General features: G+C 67.4%; 22 protein-coding genes and 4 tRNA genes. 8 read left to right on the top strand and 18 right to left on the bottom strand.

Annotated features, from left to right (window positions below):
• Both ACWDSI_RS12550 and ACWDSI_RS12545 read left to right on the top strand, forming a co-directional pair.
• A partial coding sequence (locus ACWDSI_RS12550; protein WP_449756728.1) for a hypothetical protein occupies positions 1–620 on the top strand: 620 nt, incomplete at its 5' end.
• A gap of 33 nt (positions 621–653) precedes the next feature.
• The gene (locus ACWDSI_RS12545; protein WP_449756727.1) at positions 654–1,580 is read left to right on the top strand and encodes a hypothetical protein; all 927 of its coding nucleotides are present in this window, start codon (positions 654–656) and stop codon (positions 1,578–1,580) included.
• Here the strand turns inward: ACWDSI_RS12545 and ACWDSI_RS12540 are convergent.
• Positions 1,577–2,407 (bottom strand): DUF2786 domain-containing protein, encoded by an 831-nt coding sequence (locus ACWDSI_RS12540; RefSeq protein ID WP_449756726.1) that lies wholly within the window; start codon positions 2,405–2,407, stop codon positions 1,577–1,579. The genes ACWDSI_RS12545 and ACWDSI_RS12540 overlap by 4 nt on opposite strands.
• Before the next feature lie 136 nt (positions 2,408–2,543).
• Complete coding sequence (locus ACWDSI_RS12535; protein ID WP_449746730.1) at positions 2,544–3,497, bottom strand: L-lactate dehydrogenase; 954 nt, start codon at positions 3,495–3,497, stop codon at positions 2,544–2,546.
• Positions 3,498–3,773: 276 nt separating this feature from the next.
• Between ACWDSI_RS12535 and ACWDSI_RS12530 the strand changes: the two genes are divergently transcribed.
• The gene (locus ACWDSI_RS12530) at positions 3,774–5,336 is read left to right on the top strand and encodes an amino acid permease (RefSeq protein ID WP_449746731.1); all 1,563 of its coding nucleotides are present in this window, start codon (positions 3,774–3,776) and stop codon (positions 5,334–5,336) included.
• Between the two features lie 294 nt (positions 5,337–5,630).
• Positions 5,631–6,158, top strand: coding sequence for an ERCC4 domain-containing protein (locus ACWDSI_RS12525; protein WP_449756725.1), 528 nt, complete (start codon positions 5,631–5,633; stop codon positions 6,156–6,158).
• A gap of 63 nt (positions 6,159–6,221) precedes the next feature.
• Here ACWDSI_RS12525 and rplA read toward each other — a convergent pair whose 3' ends face one another.
• The 5 genes from rplA to ACWDSI_RS12500 all read right to left on the bottom strand — a co-directional run bounded on the left by rplA (position 6,222) and on the right by ACWDSI_RS12500 (position 9,109).
• Complete coding sequence (gene rplA, locus ACWDSI_RS12520) at positions 6,222–6,938, bottom strand: 50S ribosomal protein L1 (protein WP_449746733.1); 717 nt, start codon at positions 6,936–6,938, stop codon at positions 6,222–6,224.
• Between the two features lie 94 nt (positions 6,939–7,032).
• Positions 7,033–7,467 (bottom strand): 50S ribosomal protein L11, encoded by a 435-nt coding sequence (rplK, locus tag ACWDSI_RS12515; RefSeq protein WP_449746734.1) that lies wholly within the window; start codon positions 7,465–7,467, stop codon positions 7,033–7,035.
• A gap of 132 nt (positions 7,468–7,599) precedes the next feature.
• Positions 7,600–8,448 carry a transcription termination/antitermination protein NusG gene (gene nusG / locus ACWDSI_RS12510; RefSeq protein WP_449756724.1) on the bottom strand — a complete coding sequence of 283 codons (849 nt, stop codon included), beginning with the start codon at positions 8,446–8,448 and terminating at the stop codon, positions 7,600–7,602.
• Positions 8,449–8,532: 84 nt separating this feature from the next.
• Positions 8,533–8,997: a preprotein translocase subunit SecE gene (gene secE / locus ACWDSI_RS12505; protein ID WP_449756723.1), complete on the bottom strand. Its 465-nt coding sequence runs from the start codon at positions 8,995–8,997 to the stop codon at positions 8,533–8,535.
• Between the two features lie 39 nt (positions 8,998–9,036).
• A tRNA-Trp gene (locus ACWDSI_RS12500) sits at positions 9,037–9,109 on the bottom strand.
• 245 nt (positions 9,110–9,354) lie between these two features.
• On the opposite strand from ACWDSI_RS12500, the gene ACWDSI_RS12495 reads away from it, so the two are divergent.
• Positions 9,355–10,707 (top strand): diacylglycerol/lipid kinase family protein, encoded by a 1,353-nt coding sequence (locus ACWDSI_RS12495; protein WP_449756721.1) that lies wholly within the window; start codon positions 9,355–9,357, stop codon positions 10,705–10,707.
• Between the two features lie 4 nt (positions 10,708–10,711).
• Here ACWDSI_RS12495 and ACWDSI_RS12490 read toward each other — a convergent pair whose 3' ends face one another.
• The 5 genes from ACWDSI_RS12490 to ACWDSI_RS12470 form a co-directional block, all read right to left on the bottom strand.
• Positions 10,712–11,806 (bottom strand): fused (3R)-hydroxyacyl-ACP dehydratase subunits HadA/HadB, encoded by a 1,095-nt coding sequence (locus ACWDSI_RS12490; RefSeq protein WP_449756720.1) that lies wholly within the window; start codon positions 11,804–11,806, stop codon positions 10,712–10,714.
• 232 nt (positions 11,807–12,038) lie between these two features.
• Entirely contained in the window at positions 12,039–12,206 is a 168-nt protein-coding gene (gene rpmG / locus ACWDSI_RS12485) for a 50S ribosomal protein L33 (protein ID WP_059101288.1), read from the bottom strand.
• 88 nt (positions 12,207–12,294) lie between these two features.
• Positions 12,295–12,368: transfer RNA gene (locus ACWDSI_RS12480), tRNA-Met, on the bottom strand.
• A 58-nt stretch (positions 12,369–12,426) separates the two neighbouring features.
• A tRNA-Thr gene (locus tag ACWDSI_RS12475) sits at positions 12,427–12,499 on the bottom strand.
• Between the two features lie 129 nt (positions 12,500–12,628).
• Positions 12,629–12,709, bottom strand: a tRNA-Tyr gene (locus tag ACWDSI_RS12470).
• A 167-nt stretch (positions 12,710–12,876) separates the two neighbouring features.
• Between ACWDSI_RS12470 and ACWDSI_RS12465 the strand changes: the two genes are divergently transcribed.
• On the top strand, positions 12,877–13,368 hold the full coding sequence (locus ACWDSI_RS12465; RefSeq protein ID WP_449756719.1) for a YajQ family cyclic di-GMP-binding protein: 492 nt from the start codon (positions 12,877–12,879) through the stop codon (positions 13,366–13,368).
• Positions 13,369–13,554: 186 nt separating this feature from the next.
• Here the strand turns inward: ACWDSI_RS12465 and htpX are convergent, their stop codons facing one another.
• Positions 13,555–14,415, bottom strand: a complete 861-nt coding sequence (gene htpX / locus ACWDSI_RS12460; protein ID WP_449746740.1) for a zinc metalloprotease HtpX — start codon at positions 14,413–14,415, stop codon at positions 13,555–13,557.
• 141 nt (positions 14,416–14,556) lie between these two features.
• Positions 14,557–15,570 carry a polyprenyl synthetase family protein gene (locus tag ACWDSI_RS12455; RefSeq protein ID WP_449746741.1) on the bottom strand — a complete coding sequence of 338 codons (1,014 nt, stop codon included), beginning with the start codon at positions 15,568–15,570 and terminating at the stop codon, positions 14,557–14,559.
• Between the two features lie 63 nt (positions 15,571–15,633).
• On the opposite strand from ACWDSI_RS12455, the gene ACWDSI_RS12450 reads away from it, so the two are divergent.
• Positions 15,634–16,995: an FAD-dependent monooxygenase gene (locus tag ACWDSI_RS12450; RefSeq protein WP_449756718.1), complete on the top strand. Its 1,362-nt coding sequence runs from the start codon at positions 15,634–15,636 to the stop codon at positions 16,993–16,995.
• A 92-nt stretch (positions 16,996–17,087) separates the two neighbouring features.
• A complete protein-coding gene (locus tag ACWDSI_RS12445) occupies positions 17,088–18,017 on the top strand; it encodes an oxygenase MpaB family protein (RefSeq protein WP_449756717.1) in 930 nt (309 codons plus the stop codon).
• A gap of 10 nt (positions 18,018–18,027) precedes the next feature.
• Here the strand turns inward: ACWDSI_RS12445 and ACWDSI_RS12440 are convergent, their stop codons facing one another.
• The 4 genes from ACWDSI_RS12440 to menD form a co-directional block, all read right to left on the bottom strand.
• Positions 18,028–18,723, bottom strand: coding sequence for a demethylmenaquinone methyltransferase (locus ACWDSI_RS12440; RefSeq protein WP_449746744.1), 696 nt, complete (start codon positions 18,721–18,723; stop codon positions 18,028–18,030).
• 12 nt (positions 18,724–18,735) lie between these two features.
• A complete protein-coding gene (locus ACWDSI_RS12435) occupies positions 18,736–19,899 on the bottom strand; it encodes a glycosyltransferase family 4 protein (RefSeq protein ID WP_449746745.1) in 1,164 nt (387 codons plus the stop codon).
• A 10-nt stretch (positions 19,900–19,909) separates the two neighbouring features.
• Complete coding sequence (locus ACWDSI_RS12430) at positions 19,910–20,512, bottom strand: hypothetical protein (protein WP_449756716.1); 603 nt, start codon at positions 20,510–20,512, stop codon at positions 19,910–19,912.
• A 164-nt stretch (positions 20,513–20,676) separates the two neighbouring features.
• Positions 20,677–22,332: a 2-succinyl-5-enolpyruvyl-6-hydroxy-3-cyclohexene-1-carboxylic-acid synthase gene (gene menD / locus ACWDSI_RS12425; protein ID WP_449756715.1), complete on the bottom strand. Its 1,656-nt coding sequence runs from the start codon at positions 22,330–22,332 to the stop codon at positions 20,677–20,679.
• Positions 22,333–22,358 lie beyond the last annotated feature (26 nt).

Here is a 22,358-nt window from a genome sequence, read left to right as displayed (position 1 = left end):
CGCTCGACGCAGATCTGGACACGCTCGACGCAGATCTGGGCACGCTCGACCCAGATCTGGGCACGCTCGACCAGCGGGAGGCCTACCGCTGGTTGAGCTTGTCGAAACCACCACGTCCCACCCGATCAGGGGAGCACTACGATCGGTTGGACAGCACCAACGAGAGGCACGCGATGACAACCGCTGATCGACGCGGCGGACGACGTCGCCTGCTGGCCACCACCGCGATCGCACTGGCGTTGGCCTCACCGGTCCTCGCGGCCTGCACCGAACAGTCCGCAGAACCTTCGTCCCCGCCGCCGTCGACCTCACGCATCGACCTTCCCGCCGACCCTGAGTTGCTCAACCGGCTCGTCGAGGCCATCGAGGCAACCGGCGCCCCGCTCACTCACGAGCACGTCGCCACCCCCGAGCTGTGTCCCGCCGCGGGATGCGACACCGCGGTGGCCGCCGACCAACTGATCCTGATGCAGTTCCCCACCAGCGGCCGCGCGGAGTTGTACGCGGGTGCACACGCCGGTTCGTACCAGGTTCTCACCGTCGTGCTGTCGTTCCCCGCGGGTGTTGACACCGCGCAACAGCAGCGCTACATCGCGGCGCTGCAGTCGGTCGTCCGCTGACTCGGCCGGAAACGCAACCATTAGGATCGGCCGGTGAGCTGGCAGTCCCGGATGATCGACCGCGCCGAGGCATTAGCCGACCGCACTCTCCGCCTGCCCGGCGCCGAACTCGGCCTTCGAATCATCCGTGAAGTCGTCCTCGCCAGCGTCACCGACCGCGCGATGACCCTGGCCGCCCAGGCCTTCACCTCGGTGCTGCCCATCCTCATCCTGCTCACCACCCTGCCGGGCAGCTCGATCGTGTCGAGGGCCATGACCGACCTCGGTCTCAACCGGGAGAGCCTCGGGATCGGCTCGGCCAATTCGGTGCCCACCACCGCTTTCGGCGTATTCGGTGCGCTCATGGTGATCGGTGGCGGCACGTCGCTCGCCCGTGCGCTCGGCCGCATGTACGTCTATGCCTGGCAGGTCCGCAAGCTCCCGTGGCAGTCGTGGTGGCGGTGGGTGGTGGTCATCTTCGCGATCCCGACCGCCGCCGTCGCGCAGGGTCTGGTGATGGTGCTCGGCGGTGCCACGCTCAGCGGAGTGACCGTCGCCGGGTACGGCGTTCTCGGCGTGGTCTTGGTGACGCTCGCAACGCTGGTGATCTGGGGTGCGCTGTGGACCCTGGTCCCGAGACTGTTGGTGTCGTCGCAGGTGCCGATGCGATTGCTCGTGCTCAACGGTGCGCTCACCGGGATATTCGTGACGGCGTTGATCCTGGGCAGTGTCGTGGTGATGCCGCACAGTGTGCACGACACCGTCCACCACTTCGGGGGCCTCGGTGTCGTCTTCATCGCGATCAGCTGGTTGTTCTTCTACGCCGCGATCGTGGTGGTGTCGGCGATCGTGGTGAACACGGTGGTCACCGACGACGGCACCATCGGACGATGGGTCGCGCGGCGCACCGGACGTCCCACACCGTTCCCTGCACGGCCGAGCGCGTCGTCGCGGCTGATCGCTCCCCGCGACGACATCTAGGCCTCCAGCGCCCCGCGCGGTGCTCCGAACTCGCGGTCGGGGCCGAGTTTGGCGCGGCGGCCCGCGCGGTCCCCGGCTTGTCGGGCTCCCGCGGAGTAGCCGGCCGATGCGCTCGACGGACGCCAGGTGCCGCGCGCCTTGGATTCCGACCGGTAGAAGTCGGACACCTCGATCTCCTTTTTGCGCAGCGCAATAGCCGTCGACGCCGCGGGCGCATCACCGTCGGCCTCCGCGGTGAGCGCCTCGTTACGCGCGGCATCACGCGCCTGCGACAACCGCGCGCCGATGCGCTCGGCGAAGGCCGACTGGAAATTGAGCCGCGCGGTGATCGGAGCGAGGGGCTTGTGCTCCACCACGCGTCGGGTGCGCCAGCCGCTACCTTTGCGTACCACTCGCGCCGACGTCTCCGACCGATACTCACCCGACCGCAGGTACGCGTCGCTGGCCGCCACCATCTGCACCACGAGCGAGGTGTACAGCGCCTCACAGGTGTCGATGTCGGCGGCGTACCCGTAGGCGAGAACGAACGTCGAGTTGCCGGCGACGTCGACGGTCACGTCGTTGGCACGCGCGATAGCGACGAACAACTGCACGTAGGTGCGCAGCCCGCGCTTGCCCGATTCACCGATCGCGATCTGCCGGGAGACCGGAGTGGTGCGCTTCTTCGCGGCGGGGTCGTGCGCGCGTGCCACCGCGAGGTCGATGGCCGACGCCGTCGCGAGCCGTTGGGCGGCCTGCATGAAGGTCTCGGCCTCGTGGGGGTTGTCGGTGTTCTCGGCCTGCCGCAGCAGCGCCGCGATCCGGGTCAGCAGCTTCTCGTCGCGCATACAGATCAGACTAGTAACGGCCCCCGACGGTTCCCTCGAACCTTCCATGGCCGCAGAAACCCCGAACGCCGCGAGAAACACTGCGCGTGCGCAGTGTTTCTGACGACTTCTGGGGCTTCTAGAGCGTCGCCCCGACCTACAACCCGAACTTGCCCTGCATCTCCCGCAACGTCTCCGCCGACTCCATCAGCCCGGCGTGTTCGCTCTCCGACATCGCGATCTCCAGGCGCGTACCCGCCCCGGATCGGTCCACCAGGGTGGGCAGCGACAGGCACACGTCGTCGAGTCCCTCGTAACCCTTGGCGACCGTCGCGATCGGCATCACGCGGTGCTCGTTGTTGAGCACGGCCTCGACGATGCGCGCGGTCGCCAGGCCGATCGCGTAGTTGGTGGCGCCCTTGCCCTCGATGATCTTGTAGGCGGCGTGAACCACCTCGTGGTGGATGCGCTCACGCACCACCGCGTCGATCGGCGGCTGGCCGGGCAGCGGCTGCCATTCCATCAGTGGCACGCCGCCGATGCTGGCCGAACTCCACAGCGGGATCTCGGTGTCACCGTGCTCGCCGACGATGTACGCGTGCACGTTCTGCACCGCGACGCCGCAGTGCTGGGCGATGAGGAACCGCAGCCGGCTCGAGTCGAGCACGGTACCCGAACCGAACACCTGATTGCTCGGCAGGCCGCTGTATTTGAGGGCGGCGTAGGTCACCACGTCGACGGGATTGGTCACCATGATGTAGATGGCGTTGGGTGCCACCTCGATTACGTTCGGCATGATCTTCTTCGTCAAACCGATTGTGGCCTCGGCCAATTCGAGTCGTGACTGCCCCGGCTTCTGCTTGGCTCCGGCGGTGAACACCACCACGTCGGAGTCGGCGCACACCGACACGTCGTCGCTGCCGATGATGTCGGCGCGAGGCACGAACTCCAACCCGTGCGACATGTCGAGCACCTCGGCGGTCACCTTGGCGGTGTTGATGTCCATCAACGCGATCGTGCGTGCGACACCCCGGATCAGCGAGGCGTATGCGATGGCCGTGCCCACGGCTCCGGCCCCGATGATCGAGATCTTGGTTGGCTTGGCTTCCATGCTCCACCGCCTGTGTTTGGTTCGGTTCGCTTGACCCCGATTATCGTCGCCGCGACCCGGATGTGCGGGGTTACCGACTTCTCGTCCCCTACACGGGGGCCTCCGTCGAGCATTCCGTCGCATTTGCGGCATTTCACTATCGGAACCGTCGTCAGAAGCGCTCCGCGCTGCGGAATCAGCGACGACGCCCTACAGTCTGAACGGGCAATGCCGCCTGCCGATTCAGATCATCTGCACTGTTCACGTCGTATTCATCTTTCGCAGAAGGATTTTGCCATGCCCGAAGGCCACGAGACCCTGTCCGAGGACGAACAACACCTCGCCCGGCTCGGATACACCCAGGAACTCCACCGCTCGTGGTCGGGCTTCTCGAACTTCGCCATCTCGTTCTCGATCATCTCGATCCTGTCCGGATGTTTCACATCCTTCGGCCTGGGCTGGAACAACGGCGGCCCGGCGGCCATCGCGTGGGGCTGGCCGATCGTCTCGGTGTTCATCCTGCTCATCGGTTTCTGCATGGCCGAGTTGGTGTCGGCGTACCCGACGTCGGGCGGAATCTATTGGTGGGCTTCCAAACTCGGCGGCGCCAAGGCCGGCTTCTACACCGGCTGGCTGAACCTGATCGGTCTCATCGCGATCCTGGCGTCGGTGGCCTACGGCGCGGCCACGTTCCTCGACCTCACCATCGGCACCTTCAGCGAGTCATGGCTCGACGGTTACAGCCTGACCCGCGTGTTCATCATGTTCCTGATCATCCTGGCGGTGGCCGCACTGATCAACATCTTCTCCGGCCATCTGCTGTCGATGATCAACAACGTGTCGGTGTGGTGGCACGTGTTCGGTGCCGCCGCGGTGATCTTGATCCTGTTCCTGATCCCCGACCAGCACGCCTCGTTCTCCGACGTCTTCGCCAAGACCGTCAACAACAGCGGCATCTTCGGCACTCACACATCCGGCGCCGGCTTCATCCTGTTCGTGCTGCCCATCTCGGCGATCCTCACCCAGTACACGATCACCGGCTACGACGCCTCAGCGCATCTGTCGGAGGAGACCATGGGCGCCGCGGGAGCAGCGGCCAAGGGGATCTGGCGGTCCATCGCCTACTCGGCGATCGGCGGTTGGATTCTGTTGCTGAGCTTCCTGTTCGCCGTGCAGGACGCCGACGCGGTGTCGAAGTCGGGGGGTGCGGTGGCCACCATCTTCAGCCAGGCCCTGACCTCGAAGTGGGCCGGGCTGGTACTGCTGATCTCCACCGCCGGACAGTTGTTCTGCACCGCTGCCTGCCAGACCAGTGCGTCGCGGATGATGTTCGCGTTCAGCCGCGACGGCGCCGTTCCGGGACACAAGCTGTGGTCGAAGGTGCGCGACAACGGGATGCCCGCCAACGCCGTCATCGCCACCGCGGTGATCGCCGCCATCATCACGCTGCCCGCGCTGGTACCCGTCGACATCAACGGCGCACCGGTGCCGGTCGCCTTCTTCGCGGTGGTCTCGATCGGTGTGGTCGGTCTGTATCTGTGCTTCGCGGTGCCGATCTACTACCGCTGGAAGGCCGGCGATTCCTTCGAGCCGGGCGGCTGGACGCTGGGGTCGAAGTACAAGTGGATTGCTCCGCTGGCGCTGCTCGAGATCGTGGTGACCTCCATCGTCGCCATGTTCCCCACCTCGCTGGGCGGCATGCCGTGGGACCCGAGCTTCGCCTGGAAGTACGTCAACTACACCCCGCTGCTCGTCGGTGGCGCGCTGATCCTGCTCTACATCTACTGGCACCTGTCGGTGAAAAACTGGTTCACCGGCCCGATCAAGCAGGTCGACGCGCCGGTCGACGAGGCGGTTTAGCTCTTACCCGTCCAATCGGTACGCGTGTTTCCTTCCGCGAATGCACCGTTATGCGGATCGACGGGCCGGCCGGCTCAGCCGACAGCGGTCCACGACACGCATCCTGTACAGAATGGGCGGCTCTGCGGCCCGCCACCCGCACCAGCGGGCTTCGCGAATCCCACAGCCCATTCTGTATGGATTCCGGCCCTATCCTGTTACCCGTACGCGGCGCGGCGAGGTCACTCCACGTCGGCCCGGCGTCTACGACGCGCGTACTCACCGATCGCCGCCGATGCCACGGCCCACGGGCAGGTGGTCGAGATCGTCGTCGACTCCCGAGAGCGATACGCCGACAACTTCTCTGCGCAACAAGCCACCACCGAGAAGCGAGCGCTACCGGTCGGCGACTATGCGGTCCTCGACGGTGACGTCGTGGTCGCCGCAGCCGAACGCAAGAGCATCGAGGACCTCTCGGGCAGCGTCATGTCGGGGAAGCTCACCTATGCGATGGCCGAACTCGCGTCGCTTCCGCACGGCGCGGTGGTGGTGGACTCCGGGTACTCCCGACTGTTCAAGCTCGAACACGTCTCCACGTCAGCCGTGGCCGACGCCGTCGCCGAGGCGCATCCCCGCCGACATACGCGCCGCCTATCTCGCTGCCGCGCACCGATCCTGATCAGGCGGCCGACTGCATCGAGGTGTTCGCGCCGCACCAACCCGCTCACTCGTTCCCGCGGCGCTATTTCCTTCCCGCGCACGGAACTACCGACGCGGGAAGGAAAGGGCGACGCGGGAACAGCTACGGCCACAAGGGGTGCCCAGAGCTGCATCGTCTCGTAGAGACGGACGAGCCCCCGACCACCTTCAGCGGTGATCGGGGGCTCGTCGCGTATGACTCGCCGATCAGGCCTGTGCGGCCTCGGCGAAGTTGCGGGTCACCGCGGGATCGACCGGGATACCCGGGCCCGTGGTGGTGGAGACGGTCACCTTCTTGATGTAGCGACCCTTCGCCGCGGACGGCTTGACGCGCACGATCTCGTCGTAGGCGGCGCCATAGTTCTCCGCCAGCTTGTCGGCGTCGAACGATGCCTTGCCGATGACGAAGTGCAGGTTGGCTGCCTTGTCGACGCGGAAGTTGATCTTGCCGCCCTTGATCTCGTTGACGGCCTTGGTCACGTCGGGGGTGACGGTGCCGGTCTTCGGGTTCGGCATCAGACCGCGCGGGCCCAGGACACGCGCGATGCGGCCCACCTTGGCCATCTGGTCCGGGGTGGCGATCGCGGCGTCGAAGTCCAGCCAGCCGCCCTGGATCTTCTCGATCAGGTCCTCGGCACCCACCTCGTCGGCACCGGCGGCGACGGCCTCGGCGGCCTTGTCGCCGACGGCGAACACGATGACGCGGGCGGTCTTACCCGTTCCGTGGGGCAGATTGACGGTGCCTCGAACCATCTGGTCTGCCTTGCGGGGGTCGACGCCCAGCCGGATTGCGACCTCGACGGTCGAATCGGTGTTCTTCGACGATGTTTCCTTGGCCAGCTCGACAGCCTCCAGCGGGCTGTAGAGCTTGCTCTTGTCGACCTTCTCGGTCGCGGCCGCGTAGGCCTTGCTCTTCTTGCTCATGTGCTCTGTTCTTTCCGTGATGATGATTCGGGTTGTGGTGTGTGGGCCGAGCCGGCCCTCCCACGTTGAGATTGCTCGATCAGCGGTTGGCTGATCAGCCTTCGACGGTGATCCCCATCGACCGTGCGGTGCCGGCGATGATCTTCGCCGCCTGCTCCACATCGGTGGCGTTGAGGTCCTCGGCCTTGGTCTTGGCGATCTCGCGGACCTGATCCATCGAGACCTTGCCGACCTTCTTGGTGTGCGGCTCGCCCGAGCCCTTCTGCAGACCGGCAGCCTTGAGCAGCAGCTTCGCGGCCGGCGGCGTCTTCAACTTGAAGTCGAACGAGCGATCTTCGTACACGAAGATCTCCACCGGCACGACGTTGCCACGCTGCGACTCGGTCGCGGCGTTGTACGCCTTGCAGAATTCCATGATGTTCACGCCGTGCTGACCAAGCGCCGGACCCACGGGCGGGGCCGGGTTGGCGGCGCCTGCCTGGATCTGGAGCTTGATGATCCCGGCGAGCTTCTTCTTCTTGGGAGGCATCCTTGTTCCTTGTTTGTTTCTTGCAGATCCACGTCCGCTGGAGGCGTGGAAGTCTTGTGTTCCGCTCCCTGAGGAGCGAGCTTGCGAACCCTTCCGCTCCCTGAGGAGCGAGCTTGCGAGCGTCTCGAAGGGCTAAATCTTTTCGACCTGGTTGAAGGCCAGTTCCACCGGCGTCTCACGACCGAAGATCGACACCAGCACCTTGACCTTGCGCTGTTCGGCGTTGACCTCGCTGATCGACGCGGGCAGCGTCGCGAAGGGGCCGTCCATGACGGTCACCGACTCGCCGACCTCGAAGTCCACCTCGATGACCGAGGTCGCCGCGGCAGCAGCAGCCTCGACACTCTCGGCGCCCTTGCTGGCGGCCTTCTTGGCGGGAGTCCGCGGCAGCAGGAACTGCAACACTTCGTTCAGCGACAACGGCGACGGCTTGCTGGTCATTCCCACGAAGCCGGTGACGCCGGGGGTGTTGCGCACCGCGCCCCACGACTCGTCGTTGAGATCCATGCGCACCAGGATGTAGCCGGGCAGCACCTTGCGGTTGACCTTCTTGGGCTGGCCGTTCTTGATCTCGGTGACCTCTTCGGTCGGCACCTCCACCTGGAAGATGTAGTCGCCGACGTCGAGGTTCTGCACGCGGGTCTCGAGGTTGGTCTTCACCTTGTTCTCGTAGCCGGCGTAGCTGTGGATCACGTACCAGTCGCCCGGCGCACGGCGTAGCTGCTTGCGCAGTTCCTCGGCGGGATCGAGTTCTTCGGGCTCGCCGTCCTCGGCAGGGGCTTCGGCTTCGTCGGCCTCGGCGACGGCTTCCTCGGCCTCGGCGACGGCTTCCTCGCCACCCTCGACCGCTGCCGCGTCGTCCTCGGCGGCCTCGACCTGCGCCTCGACGCCCGGATCGTTGTCGATCGACTCGTCCGCGCCGGTGGCGTCGGTGCCGTCGACCGCGTCGGTCGTTTCGAACTCGTTATCCGGGGTGCTCACTGCAGCCCACGCTCCTTATGTATCCGGTTTCGGTCGTCGCCGCCGACACCTCGGCCGGGCGCGGACTCATTTCTCGAGCCCACGTCAGCCGAGCAGCCAGAGCACTCCCTTGGCGAAGGCGATGTCGATGCCGAAGATGAAGGCGGTCATCACGACGACGAACGCCAGGACGACCACCGTGTAGGTGATCATCTCGCGCCGGGTCGGCCAGATGACCTTCTTCAGCTCGGCGACAACCTGCTGCAGGAAGACCCAGATCCGAACGAACGGGTTCCGGCTCTCCGCAGGCGCCTTCTTCTGCTTGCGTTCCTTGACGGCGACCGCGGATCCGGTGTCGGAGTCCGAGTCGTCGTCGGTGGTGTCGACGGCACCCGCCGACGATCGGCGACCACGGCCTGAGCGCTTGCCCGACGGACGAAGCGCCTCCGACGAATCGTCGGCCGCCTCGTCGAGGGCGTCGTCGCGACTCTCGAGCTCGTCCCCCGCCGCATCTGCCGCGGTGGAATCCGCGGCACCTTTGGCGCGGGCAGCTCGGTCTCGCTTGCTCACCTTCGAGGTCCTCTCGTCAACGTGTGCCCTCTACCAGGGCAGGGGCGACAGGACTTGAACCTGCAACCTGCGGTTTTGGAGACCGCTGCTCTGCCAGTTGAGCTACGCCCCTTTGCGATCACTCGGCCATCATGGTCGGGTGGTCGCTGGTCTTCGGTCGACCTTCTCGTCAGCCTACCGACCTCACGGCCGGGCAAAGCTGCCGACAAAACCAACGCGCCACCCTAGGGGTAGCGCGCAAGTCAAGGGTAAACCTGGACATCTGAGTGTAGAACACCGGGGCGGCCGAACCCAAAACACCGCCCGTCGTGCGCCGACACCGGGTCACGTGAACCGCAAGTGGGTAGCCTGTGACGGGTGACCTCGAACGGTGAACGACGAGTCGCCGCCGTCGCCGCCCTGGCCCTGGGCGGGCTGGCCGTCGTGCTCGTGATCGTCGAGGCCATCGAGGAGTTCCCCCGCGGACTGATCGCGTTCGTGGTGCTGGTCATCGCCGCATTGCTGGCCCTCGTGGCCGCGCTCAACGTGGGCCGACGCCGCGTGGCGGCCTTCACCGGCGCCGTGATCGCCGCCATCGCGACGCTGGTGCTGCTGGTGTCCGCCGACGCCCATCTGCTGATCCAGAGTGTGGTCATCATCGTCCTGTTCGCAGGCGCGATGCTCGCCGCCTCCGTCGCGTTCCGCATCTCGGTGCCGCTGCCCGACGCGCAACCACCCCGACATCCCGTCATGTTCTTCAACCCCAAGTCCGGCGGCGGGAAGGCCGAACGTTTCAACCTGGCCGAGGAAGCCGGCAGGCGCGGGTACCGTGCCGTCGAACTCACTGCAGGCTCCGACCTGCGCGAACTGGCCGAGAACGCGATCGCGGACGGCGCCGACGCGCTGGCAATGGCAGGCGGCGACGGATCGCAGGCGGTGATCGCCGAGGTCGCCGCGCATCACGCTCTGCCCTACGCCTGCATCCCGGCGGGCACCCGCAACCATTTCGCACTGGATCTCGGGGTGGACCGCGACGACGTGGTGGGGGCGCTCGACGCGTTCGTGCGTGGCGGGGAACGCCACGTCGATCTCGGCGATGTCAACGGCCAGGTGTTCGTCAACAACGTGTCACTGGGCGTGTACGCCGAGGCGGTGCAGCAGAAGGGTTACCGCGACGCGAAGCTGCGCACCCTGCTCGACATCGCGCCCCAGGTACTCGGCCCCGACGGCGACGGCCCACAGTTGACGTGGCACAGTCCCGGCGGCACCCGACACTCCTCTGTCGCGGCGGTTCTCGTCTCCAACAACCGCTACCGCCTCGGGCGCGTGCTGGGTTCGGGCACCCGACCCAGTATCGACGACGGCGAGTTGGGCATCACCGTCCTGGCCGATCCCCTCTCCCGCGGCGGGTCGGGGCGTCCACAGCGGCTGTGGCGCGAATGGTCGGCGGCGACGTTCGAGATCGACGCGGACCGGTCGCTGCCCGCGGGGATCGACGGCGAGGCCGACACCCTCGAGCCGCCGCTGCGGTTCACGGTGCGCCCGGGCGTGCTGCGGGTGCGGATCGCCCGCCAACATCCGGGGGCGTCACCGTCGGCGGCGTTGCCCGACGGACTGCCGGCGTCGGTGGCGGCGCTGATCAAGATCGCGCTCGGGCGGCAGGTGCACACCGGTCCACGCCACCGACCCGACGACGAACCCGACCCGTCCAAGCGTGCCCAGGTGAACTGATCGCTCAGCTGAACTGGATGCGTGCCTGCGCGCGGCCGAAGATCTTGCGGTCGCCCTGCTTGGCGACGATGGCGATCACGCCCTGACGGGTCTCGGGGTCGAGCGATTTCACCTTGCCGGTGAAGTCGAGGGCGGCGCTGTCGTCGGCGGGCACATACACCGGGCTGGTGAAGCGCACGTTGTACTCGCAGAACGCCGCCGGGTCGCCGACGAACAACGAGATGTAGGAAGCGCCGAGACCCATCGTCTGCATGCCGTGTGCCACCACGTCGTCCATCCCGGCGGCCTTGACCACGTGGTCGGAGTAGTGGATGGGGTTGGGGTCACCGGCCACCCCGGCGTAGTTCACCAGGTTGCCGCGGGTCAGCAGGTAGCGCTTCGCGTCGAGTTCCTGGCCCACCCGCAGCGAGTCGAACGACACCGCCCCGAACGCGTCCGGGGACTGCGTGGGGTCGGGCAGGTCGTAGCGGCTGGGCTGGGGGTCGACGGTGTGACCGTGCTTGCCGGTCTCGGCGACCTTCATCATGACGTGGTCGAGCGATTCCTCGACCATCGGATCCACCTCGAGACCGGGCCGCGCGACCAGCGAGGTGTAGGTGGTCATCACCGGCTCGCCGTGCTGATTCCAGACGACGTTCTTGGTCACCATCAGGTCGATGGCCTCGGGGCTGGTGATGTGGCGGAACGATTCGAGCGAGACGTCGCAGATGAGGCGGTCGCCGACCTTCATCGGCTGGTGGTACACCAGCCTCTGGTCGGTCTGCATGATCTGCCACAAGTCGTATCCGGTGACGACGTCTTCGAAGAGTTTGCGCTGGGCGATGATGCCGAGCACCGACACGTAGGTCGGTGCCGCGATCAGCGTGTCGTGGCCGATGGCGCGGGCCGCTTCTTCGCTCCAGTGGGTGGGATGCGCGTCCTGCACGGCGAAGGCGTGCTTACGGACTTCTTCGCGACCGATCTCGTAGTAGTCGTCCACGGTATAGGTGAAGCCCACCATCGACTTGGTGTGAGCGGCGACTTCCTCGGCGGTGAGCTTCCCGTCCAGGCTCAACGTGTCGAGCCGGTGATTGACGTCGGTCTCGGTGACCTGTGACATCGCTTGTACTCCTAACGACCTGCCACCGAATCGAGCGTGCGGACGTCGGGCTGTGACCGCGGGGTGGCGCTGGAACTCTCGCAACTGTACTTAAGCCGTTGTTCACCTACGAAATCGCGGGTTGTCTCCTCGAGGAGACAACCCGCGATCCAAGCAGGTGCGTCGGTGGAACCAACCTACCGCGATTCCATCGGCGGAGCCGATTTAGCGCGATTCCATCGGCGGAGCCGATTTAGCGCGATTCCTTGTGCGGCTGGTGCTTGCCGCAGTTCGGGCAAAACTTCTTGATCTCGAGACGATCGGGATCGTTGCGACGGTTCTTCTTGGTGATGTAATTACGGTGCTTGCACACCTCGCAGGCCAAGGTGATCTTGGGCCGCACGTCGGTTGAGGAAGCCATGTGTTCGCCTTCTTTCGGATGTATGCCGGTCGTCGGAGTCTTGCACCGCCACCAACCCGGTATTCCGGTCGCGCGACAAGCCTCTGGGTAGCGGTGGAGGGACTCGATCCCTCGACCTCACGATTATGAGTCGTGCGCTCTAACCAGCTGAGCTACACCGCCCTGGCGGCTCGAATCCCAGCCTGGACGCAGGTCCTCACCGGGCGTTCAAGTCCTCCCGAGCCCCCTGACGGAATCGAACCGTCGACCTTTTCCTTACCATGGAAACGCTCTGCCGACTGAGCTAAGGGGGCGTACCCGATCACCCCTGTGGGGGCGTTCGAGAGCCTTAACGAGGTTACACACCGAGTCGGCGGCGCACCAAATCACCGGTTTCCCGGTACTCGGGGCGGCCGCCGATCACTCGCCGTCGAACCACGTTGTGGCAGGTACAGGATTCGAACCTGTGTAGCTTTCGCGACGGATTTACAGTCCGCTCCCATTGGCCGCTCGGGCAACCTGCCGTGCTGTTCCGCCGACCGTCTCCGGTCGCGAGAACAACGCCGTGAAGAATACAACGAATCCGCCCGGGGGGCGCAAATCCGCAGGTCACAGCATTGCGTGTGGCTACGTGTGATCGCTGGGCGCATCCGTGTCCGGCGATGGTCAGGCCCGGGCTAGGCTTGCTGACATGGCTGATTCATCGTTCGACGTGGTGAGCAAGGTCGACCGCCAGGAGGTCGACAACGCCCTCAACCAGGCCGCCAAGGAACTCTCGCAACGCTACGACTTCCGCGGCACCAACACCGGCATCGAGTGGTCCGGCGAGGAGGGCATCGTGATCACCTCCGACGCCGAGGAGCGCGCGCAGGCGGGCTTGGAGGTGTTCAAGGAGAAGCTGATCCGCCGCGACATCTCGCTCAAGGCGTTTGAGGCCGACGACCCGGTGTCGTCGGGCAAGCAGTTCAAGATCTCCGGGAAGATCGTGCAGGGCATCGACTCCGAGCACGCCAAGAAGATCTCCAAGAAGATCCGCGACGACGGGCCCAAGGGCGTCAAGGCGCAGATCCAGGGCGAGGAACTGCGGGTGTCGAGCAAGAAGCGCGACGACCTGCAGGCGGTCATCGCGCTACTCAAGGGCGAGGACTTCGGGATCGCCCTGCAGTTCGTGAATTACCGCTGAGGGGGTTAGCTCCGGTCCACGACCTTCCCCTACTTTCCGACCCTTCCCCCAGTTGTTCCTCGGGGACCGTACCGAAAGTAGGGGACGAACGACCTTCCCCTACTTTCCGACCCTTCCCCCAGCTACACCTCGGGGACCGTACCGAAAGTAGGGGACGAACAACCTTCCCCTACTTTCGCCACCGCGCTACACGCCCCGGCGAGCCATCTCCTGCAGCCGGGCGATGCGGTCCTGGGTGGGCGGATGCGTCGAGAACATCTTGGACATCCGGTCGCCGGCACGGAACGGGTTCTCGATCATCGCGGCGCTCTGCGCGGCGATGTCGGGCTGCGGCGGCAGCGGCGCCTGCTGGATGCCGCCGGAGATCTTGGCCAGCGCCGACGCCAACGCGAGCGGGTCGCTGGTGAGTTCGGCACCGGACTTGTCGGCCTGATATTCGCGCGATCGCGACACCGCCAGCTTCACCAGGGTGGCCGAGATCGGGCCCAGGATGGCGATCAGGATCAGCGCCAGCGGATTGGGTCCGTTACCGCCACGGTTTCCGGACATGCCGAAGAACATGGCGAAGTTGGCCAGGCCGCTGATGATCGACGCCATCGCACCCGCGATCGAGCTGATCAGGATGTCGCGGTTGTACACGTGCGACAGTTCGTGGCCGAGTACCGCGCGCAGTTCTCGCTCGTCGAGCAGTCGCAGGATGCCCGCGGTGCAGCACACGGCCGCGTTCTTCGGGTTGCGGCCGGTGGCGAAGGCGTTCGGCGATTCGGTGGGGCTGATGTAGAGCGCGGGCATGGGCTGGCGCGCGTCGGTGGCGAGCTCGCGGACAATGCGATACAGCACCGGCGCCTCCACCTCGGTGACCGGCTGGGCGTGCATCGCCTTCAGCGACATCTTGGCGCTGTTGAAGTAGACGTAGGCGTTGACGGCGATCGCGAGGATCACCGACCCCCACAGGATCGTCGGGCTCCGGAACGCCGCACCGATGGCGACGATGATCGCCGACATCAGGCCCAGCAGGAAGGCCGTCTTCAACCCGTTTTGCATCATGTCCTCGTTTGGTCGCACGTGCCGCCGACCAGCAGGTCGGCGGCTCTCACCTTCTCAAACGATCAAGGGTCCGGTTGGGTTTCCCTGCGCGCGGGTCGCTCAACGCGTGCGGCCTGTCGCTGATCACGTGCGATGTGTCGCTCAGCCCGTGCGTTCGATGGTGTAGCCCACCAGTGAGCTGAGCGCGTCGTGCGCCGGCCCGCCGGGCAGTTCGGCGAGCACCTGTTCGGCTTCGGTGGCGTAGTCGCGCAGTTTGGCATGTGCCGCGGCCATCCCCGACGACGCGTTGAGCAGGGACAGCGCCTCATCGACCTCGGCGTCGTCGACGAGCGGTCGCGGCGCACCGGAGGCGTCGAGGAGCAGTTCACGCAGCCGCGCCGTGGTCGGGTCCTGCGCGGCCAGCGCGTAGAGCACCGGCAGCGTGTGGACGCCTTCACGCAGGTCGGTGCCGGGCGTCTTGCCGGAGTCCCCGCTCGCGGAACTGATGTCGATGATGTCGTCGGACACCTGGAAGGCGGTGCCCACGATGTCGCCGAGTCGGGAGAGCCGCTCGACGTCGTCGGGCCCGGCGCCGGCGGTCATCGCACCGAAACGACCGGCCGCCGCGATCAGCGAGCCGGTCTTCTCCCACACCACTTTCAGGTAGTGCTCGACGGGGTCGGCCTGCTGCGCGCCGATGGTCTCGCGCATCTGACCGGTCACCAGTTCGGCAAAGGTGTCGGCGATGATGCGCACGGCCTCGGGTCCCAGCGTGGATACCAGCCGCGACGCCCGCGCGAACAGGAAGTCGCCGGAGAGGATGGCGATGCTGTTGGACCAGCGCGCATTGGCGCTCTGCGCACCGCGCCGCACGGGCGCCTCGTCCATCACGTCGTCGTGATAGAGCGTCGCGAGATGGATCATCTCCACCACGGTCGCCGAAGTGATCACCTCGTCGGCACCCGGCCGTGGCCCGAACTGGGCGGCGAGGATCGCGAACATCGGGCGGAACCGCTTACCGCCGGCCTTCGCCAGATGCGACGCGGCTTCGGTCATCACGTCGTCGCCCGATGCGAGTTCGCTGAGCAACAAGTCTTCGACTCGCGCCAACGAGGAACGAACCGTGGTGGCGAACTCGTCGGAACCCAGGTCCAGCCCGGCGAATGTGGACTTCACCCCGCCGAGCCTAGTCGGTATGCCCCGCGGCGGGTGGCACCCGGTGCGCGACATACTGGTGCGGTGGCGAGCCAGAATCCCCGACACGCCGATGTCCTCGTCGTCGGTGCCGGTCCCGGCGGATCGGCGGCCGCGGCCCATGCTGCCGCGGCCGGGCACGACGTGGTGCTCGTCGATGCGGCGGTGTTTCCGCGCGACAAGACCTGCGGCGACGGCCTTACCCCGCGTGCGATCGCGGAGCTGAACAAACTGGGGTTGGACGGGTATCTGGCCGGTAGGCCGCGGATCGACGGGCTCGAGTTGCACGGGTGGGGTGCAAGCCAACGCGTGCCGTGGCCGTCCGGCCGGTTTCCCCCGCATGGGAGCGCGGTGCCGCGAATGGAGTTCGACGAGGCACTCCGCGCGCTCGCGGTGTCGCGCGGAGCACGAATGTGTCAGGGCGCCAAGGCCGTTGATGTCGAGATGGCGGCCGATCGGATCGACGCGGTGATCCTGCGTGGTCCGGACGGTCCGTGGCGGGTGACGGTGGGCACGGTGATCGTCGCCGACGGGGTGCGGTCGGCGCTCGGCAAGAGGTTGGGCCGCGCGTGGCACCGCGACACCGCCTATGGCGTGGCCGCCCGCGCGTACGTGCCGTCGGATCGCGCCGACGATCACTGGATGGGATCGCACCTGGAACTGCGGGATCCCGATGGTGCGCTGTTGCCCGGGTATGGGTGGGTCTTCCCCCTCGCCGGCGCCGGGAGCGAAGCGAGCGGGCCGAATGTGCCCGGCGCCGGGAGCGAAGCGAGCGGCCCGAATGTGCCCGGCGCCGGGAGCGAAGCGAGCGGGCCGAATGTGCCCGGCGAAGCGAGCGGGACAGGGCTGCTCAATGTGGGGGTGGGGGCGTTGGCGACGTCGAAACGCCCGGCGCACATGGCATTACGGCCGATTCTGGAGCACTACGCGCGGATGGTCGGCGGCGAGTGGCAGATCACGGGGCCGCCGACGCGGCTCACCTCGGCGCTGTTGCCGATGGGCGGTGCCGTGTCGGGGGTGGCGGGCCGCAATTGGATGCTGATCGGCGACGCCGCCGCATGCGTGAATCCGCTCAACGGCGAGGGCATCGACTACGCACTGGAGACCGGACGGCTGGCCGTCGAGCATCTGGGGGCGGCCGATCACACCGACGACTGGCGCGAGACCCTCGCGGAGCATTACGGGCTCGCGTTCTCCGCGGCGCGCCGCCTCGCCGGGTTGCTCACCGTGCCGCAGACGGTTCCGTTGCTGGGGCGGCCCGGCATCCGGTCGGAGCGGTTGATGTCGCTGGTGGTGCGGGTGATGGGCAACCTGATCACCGACGACGACGCGGATCTGATCGCACGGGCGTGGCGATCGGCGGGCCGGGTGTCGGCGCGCGTCGATCACCGCCCGCCGTTCACCTGAGGCGCACTCGTTCACCTGGGACGAGATCGGTGATACGTTACCTGTGACTCGGATAACACATACATTGCCGTGCCTCTTCGGGAGGATGCTCCATGCAGCCGATCACAGCAGTCACCTCGTCATATGCCGCCAGGCTCGGGGGCCGACGGCGCGAGCGATACCGGTTGCGCACCGAGTTGTCTGCTGTCGACCCGAGTGAGGATCCTCGCGCCTTTGCGGAGCGACTTTCCACCCTCGAGTTCCCCTGGGGCTCACAGCAAGCGCTGAGTTTCGCCCTGTTCCGCACCTACGCCGTGCCGTCGATCGGCGAATTGCTGTACCGTACCGGAGAATTCACGGATCACACGCAGAAGCGCTACGACGACACCGCCCTCTTGCTGTCCGAACCGGTCGAGCACGGCTTCGACGCCGGTACGCGCGGCCGCGCGGCGGTGCGCCGGATCAACCAGATGCACGCGATGTACGACATCCCCAATGATGACATGCTTTATGTGCTGGCCACTTTCGTCGTGTGCCCGGTTCGGTGGGTGGCACAACACGAGTGGCGACCGCTCACCGACCAGGAGACCGCCGGCATCACCAACTTCTACCGCATGCTCGGAAAGCATATGGGAGTCAGGGATATTCCGGAGAGCTACGACGATTTCGAAAGGCTGCTCACCGATTTCGAGCGTGAGCACTTCGCGTACTCCGCGGGTGGTCGCGCCGTCGCCGATGCCACTCTGGGCCTGCTGACGACGTTCATGCCCTACCGGCTGTTGCCGCCACCCGTCGTGCGGCGGATGGCGTTCGCACTGATGGACGAGCCCTTGCTCGACGCCTTCGGCTACCCGCGACCGACCCGGCTCGAACGCGTGCTGGTCACCGCAGGTGTGCGTGTGCGCGCGCTGGCGATCCGCTTTCTTGCGACCCCGCGCTCCACCCCGGTGTACGGCCGCGACATGCCGGAGGTGTGCGGCTACCCGAACGGCTACCGGGTGGAGGATCTCGGCACCTTCGCTCGGAAGTGCCCGCACCCCTGAGCGATTGCCGCTAGACCCTCACTCCGGTGTGCAGCGCCGCGATCCCACCGGTGAGGTTCTGCCAGCGGACGTGGGTGAAACCGGCGGCGCGGATCAGGTCGCCGAGCGCGAACTGGTCGGGCCACGCCCGAATCGATTCCGCCAGATACACATACGCGGCCGGGTTGCTCGACACCTTGGTCGCCACCGCGGGCAGCGCCTTCATCAGGTATTCCATGTACACCGTCTTGAACGGCCGCAGCGTCGGGGTGGAGAACTCGCAGATCGCCAGGCGTCCACCGGGTTTCAGCACACGGTGCAGCTCGCTCAGGGCCAGCGGCACGTCGTTGACGTTGCGCAGCCCGAACGAGATCGTCACCGCGTCAAAGGAGTTGTCGGCAAAGGGCAGCGCCAGCGCGTCGGCCGCGACCTTGGGGACGTCACGATCGGCGCCGGCCTTGAGCATGCCCAGCGAGAAGTCGGCGGCCACGCAGTGCGCCCCGGACGCCGCGAGTTCCACCGTCGACACGGCGGTGCCGGCGGCCAGGTCGAGCACCACGTCGCCGGGGCGCAGCGCCAGCGCCTTGCGGGTGGCCTTGCGCCAGCGGCGGTCCTGCGCGAAGGAGAGCACGGTGTTGGTGATGTCGTAGCGTTTGGCGACGCCATCGAACATGGCGGCGACCTCGGCAGGCGCCTTGTCGAGACCTGCGCGGTCGGTGGTGGCCATGGCCATACGGTACTACCCGGCCAGGCGTATCCCGTCGGTCAGTCCGTTGCCGCTCGATCCGGCGATCACGGCCCGGTAGTGGCCGAGCAGTTCGTCGCAGATCGCGGGCCAGCTCCGGCCCCGCACGGTCACCAGCGCCGCACGTCCCATCGCCGCACGTAGTGAGTGGTCGCGCAGCACGTCGATCACCTCGGGCAGCCGCGCGGTGTAGTCGGCGGGGTCGAGCAGGTAGCCGGTGCGGCATGCCGCGACGAGGTCGCGGGGGCCGCCGGCGTCGGGTCCGATCACCGGCAGTCCGCTGGCCATCGCCTCCTGGATGGCCTGGCAGAACGTCTCGTGCTCACCGGCGTGCACGAACACGTCCAGGCTGGCGTACGCCCGCGCGAGTTCGGTGCCGCGCAGTTCGCCGGTGAACACCGCGTTGGGCAGGAGTCGCTCGAGTCGTTGCCGCTCGGGTCCGTCCCCGACGATCACGAGGCGGATCGAGTCGTCGTGTGCCAGCGACTCCAGCCGCTCGACGTGCTTCTCGGGTGCCAGCCGTCCCACGAAGCCGACGATCAGCTGTTCGCGCCCGCCCGTCCATGCGCGGCGCAGCGCGTCGTCGTGGCGACCGGGGTGAAACAGCTCGGTGTCCACGCCCCGCCCCCAGCGGTGCAGGCGCGGAACTCCCTGTTCGGCAAGGGATTCGATCGTCGCACTGGACGGTGCGAGGGTGCGGTCGCACATCTCGTGCAGGCGCCGGGTGTAGTGCCAGGCGGCTCGGGTGGCCAGGCCGAGGCGGTAGGACTCGGCGAAGCCGGCGATGTCGGTCTGGAACACCGCGACCGACGGGATCTCGAGGCGGCGGGCGGCCAGCGCGGCCGCACCGCCGACCACGAACGGCGAAGCGAGGTGCATCACGTCGGGTGCGTAGTCGCGGACGGTGCGGTAGAGGACGGGCGCGGGCACTCCCACCGGGAGCGACGACACCCGCGGCACCTGCACCGACCGCAGCAGGTGTACCGGTGTGCGCCGACCCACGAGCCGGGGTCCGCGTTCGCCGGCGCGAGCCGAGTCCGGGGCGATCACCACCGCCTCGTGGCCGGTGTGTTCGAGATGGTCGACGACGCGGAGAACGGAGTTGACCACCCCGTTGACCTGCGGCAAGAAACTCTCGGCCACGATCGCGACACGCATGTCGCCATCGTCAGTGCGACAGGTGGCCGGTGGCCGCGGACGACGTGTCGCGTCGCCCAACAGCCGGTGAAGTCTCATCGGCCGGTGAAGTCTCATCGGCCGGTGAAGTCCCATCGGCCGGTGAAGTCCCAACAGCCGGGGCGGTCTCGTCCGGCGACGTCTCATCTGCCACCGGGTCGGCGGTCTCGTGTCGGCGACGCGAGCGGCGCCCCACCTCGGCCACCCCGACCATCAGGCCGCCCACCACCACCCAGCCCACCACCGCGACGGATGCGGCCGGGATCAGCGAGAGCGTCGCGGTGCGACCGGCGGGGCGCGCCAGGTCGGGGTTGATGGTGCTGTATTCCACGCGGATGCGTTGTCCCGACGTCAGTTCCGTCGGGTAGAGCAAGCCGAGACGTGGGCTGAACACCGACCCGTCGGGGGTCTGGAAGTAGACGTTGGCGTGCAGCCGGTCGGCCGATACCACGTCGGCGGTGACGGTGGCCTTGTTCGCGTCGATGGCGGCGTCATTGCGGAAGCACGCCACCACCAGCACGATGCTCATCACAGTGATCACGAACCCCAAGGTCAGCAATACCAGCTGGATGCGTCGCTGGATGACCGGATTCATGGCAGCCAGGATAGCCGGACGGCCGGTGGGGACAGCCGCCTGTGGGCCGGCTCGCGCGCACCTCGGATCCGGTACAGAATGGGCGGCTGTGCGGCCCGCCACCCGCACCAGTGCATCTCCCGGGCCGCGCAGCCGCCCGTTCTGTACAGAGTTCGGCCGAATACCTACCCCGACACCCGCGCGGCGATCGCGGCGTGCACCTCACGCAGCCGCGCGCGGTCGGTGACCACCTCCACCACCTCGATGCCCCCCGCGCGCGACGGCACGTCGGCGGCCAGCACGGCCGACAGCTCCTCCAGACGCACCCGACGATGCGCCACGTGGACGCCCGCGCACAGCGCGGCGAGGTCGGTGCGGTGCGGGGTGCCGAACACGCGCTCGTAGGCGCCGGCATAGGGTTCGGCGTCGAACCGCGGATCGCCCTGCTCGAGCAGCCCGAAGATGCCGCCGCCGTCGTCGTTGGCCACCACGATGCGCAGCGCCGAGGGCCGCGGCTCGCTGGGTCCGATGATCAGGCCGGTGGTGTCGTGGATGAAGGTGAGATCACCCATCAATGCCACCGTCCGCCCGCCACCGGCCAGGGCCGCGCCGATCGCCGTCGAGTTGGTGCCGTCGATCCCCGCGACCCCCCGGTTCGAGAGCACGCGCACCCCGTCGGGGACGCGACCGGCCAGCGCGACGTCGCGGATCGGGTTGCTGGCGCCCACCATCAGCTGATCGCCCGGCGTCATGGCCGCGCTCACGGTCCGCGCCACGTGCAGCCCGGTGGTGGGGCCGGGCTCGTCGAGCACCGAGTCGACGGCGCCGAGTACCCGCTGCTGAATCTGCGCGCACTCCTTGAGCCACTCCTCGCGCGGCTCCCCCGACACGTCAGCGCGGGTGCCGGTCGCGTACACATTGCCCGACACGTCCGGCCAGCGCGGACCCGTGGTGAGGGCGTACACCCGCACGTTCGGGTCGGCGAGTAGCCGCGATACCCCGCGATGCAGGGTGGGGCGTCCGCAGATGATGGCCTGCCGGGGTGCGATCGCCGCCAGCGCGAGCGGATGCAATGGCGTGGCGGCCGGCGGCGCGGTGGGTTCGGCGACGGTGGGGATACCCGCGAGGGCGGGGTGTGTGCCCGCGCCGTGACCGGCGACGGCGACGGTGTCGACGGACAGATCGATGGGCAGCGGCACGTCGAGCCGGCCGACGGGCGCCTGCGTCCAGGGCAGGCCGTTTGGGCGGCCCCGGTAGGCGCCCAGTTCTTCGTCGGCCGCCGACCTCGCGTCGGGTACCAGGGGTTCGCGCAACGGGATGTCGAACTGCACGGGCCCGGCGTTGCCGGTGCGGGCGCCACGCGCGGCCGCCAGGACCCGGCCCACCGCCGACCGCCACTGACTGTTCGCGTCGAGCCCCTCCTCGGCCAGCCCGATGCTGATCGCCGCCCGCACCTGGGTGCCGAAGATCCCGAACTGTTCGATCGTCTGGTTGGCCCCCGATCCGAGCAGTTCGTAGGGCCGATTCGCGCTGACCACCACCAGCGGCACGCGGGCGTAGTTCGCCTCGAACACCGCGGGCCCCATGTTGGCCACCGCCGTGCCGCTGGTCATCACGATCGGCACCGGCCGCCCCGACGCCACCGCCAGGCCCACCGCCAGGAATCCCGCCGACCGCTCGTCGATCCGGACGTGCAGCCGCAACCGGCCCTCCCGGTCGGCGGCATACAGCGCGAACGCGAGCGGCGCATTTCGTGAACCCGGGCACAGCACCGCCTCGGCCACACCACCGCGGATCATCTCGTCGACGATGACGCGGGCCTGCAGGGTGGAGGGATTCATGCCGACCAGCCTAGGCCCCGTCGAAC

Source organism: Gordonia sp. NPDC003429, assembly GCF_053588575.1.
Note: the sequence above shows the minus strand (reverse complement) of the source record. Positions and strands in the feature narration are given on the sequence as shown.

Excerpts from the sequence above, each read along its gene's own strand:
- rplK (WP_449746734.1), bottom strand. The coding sequence starts at position 7,467 with ATGCCTCCCAAGAAGAAGAAGCTCGCCGGGATCATCAAGCTCCAGATC.
- rplA (WP_449746733.1), bottom strand. The coding sequence starts at position 6,938 with ATGAGCAAGAAGAGCAAGGCCTACGCGGCCGCGACCGAGAAGGTCGAC.
- menD (WP_449756715.1), bottom strand. The coding sequence starts at position 22,332 with ATGAATCCCTCCACCCTGCAGGCCCGCGTCATCGTCGACGAGATGATC.
- ACWDSI_RS12490 (WP_449756720.1), bottom strand. The coding sequence starts at position 11,806 with ATGTCACAGGTCACCGAGACCGACGTCAATCACCGGCTCGACACGTTG.
- ACWDSI_RS12430 (WP_449756716.1), bottom strand. The coding sequence starts at position 20,512 with ATGAATCCGGTCATCCAGCGACGCATCCAGCTGGTATTGCTGACCTTG.
- ACWDSI_RS12445 (WP_449756717.1), top strand. The coding sequence starts at position 17,088 with ATGCAGCCGATCACAGCAGTCACCTCGTCATATGCCGCCAGGCTCGGG.
- htpX (WP_449746740.1), bottom strand. The coding sequence starts at position 14,415 with ATGATGCAAAACGGGTTGAAGACGGCCTTCCTGCTGGGCCTGATGTCG.
- ACWDSI_RS12440 (WP_449746744.1), bottom strand. The coding sequence starts at position 18,723 with ATGGCCACCACCGACCGCGCAGGTCTCGACAAGGCGCCTGCCGAGGTC.
- ACWDSI_RS12540 (WP_449756726.1), bottom strand. The coding sequence starts at position 2,407 with ATGCGCGACGAGAAGCTGCTGACCCGGATCGCGGCGCTGCTGCGGCAG.
- ACWDSI_RS12435 (WP_449746745.1), bottom strand. The coding sequence starts at position 19,899 with ATGCGTGTCGCGATCGTGGCCGAGAGTTTCTTGCCGCAGGTCAACGGG.
- ACWDSI_RS12530 (WP_449746731.1), top strand. The coding sequence starts at position 3,774 with ATGCCCGAAGGCCACGAGACCCTGTCCGAGGACGAACAACACCTCGCC.
- ACWDSI_RS12535 (WP_449746730.1), bottom strand. The coding sequence starts at position 3,497 with ATGGAAGCCAAGCCAACCAAGATCTCGATCATCGGGGCCGGAGCCGTG.
- rpmG (WP_059101288.1), bottom strand. The coding sequence starts at position 12,206 with ATGGCTTCCTCAACCGACGTGCGGCCCAAGATCACCTTGGCCTGCGAG.
- ACWDSI_RS12465 (WP_449756719.1), top strand. The coding sequence starts at position 12,877 with ATGGCTGATTCATCGTTCGACGTGGTGAGCAAGGTCGACCGCCAGGAG.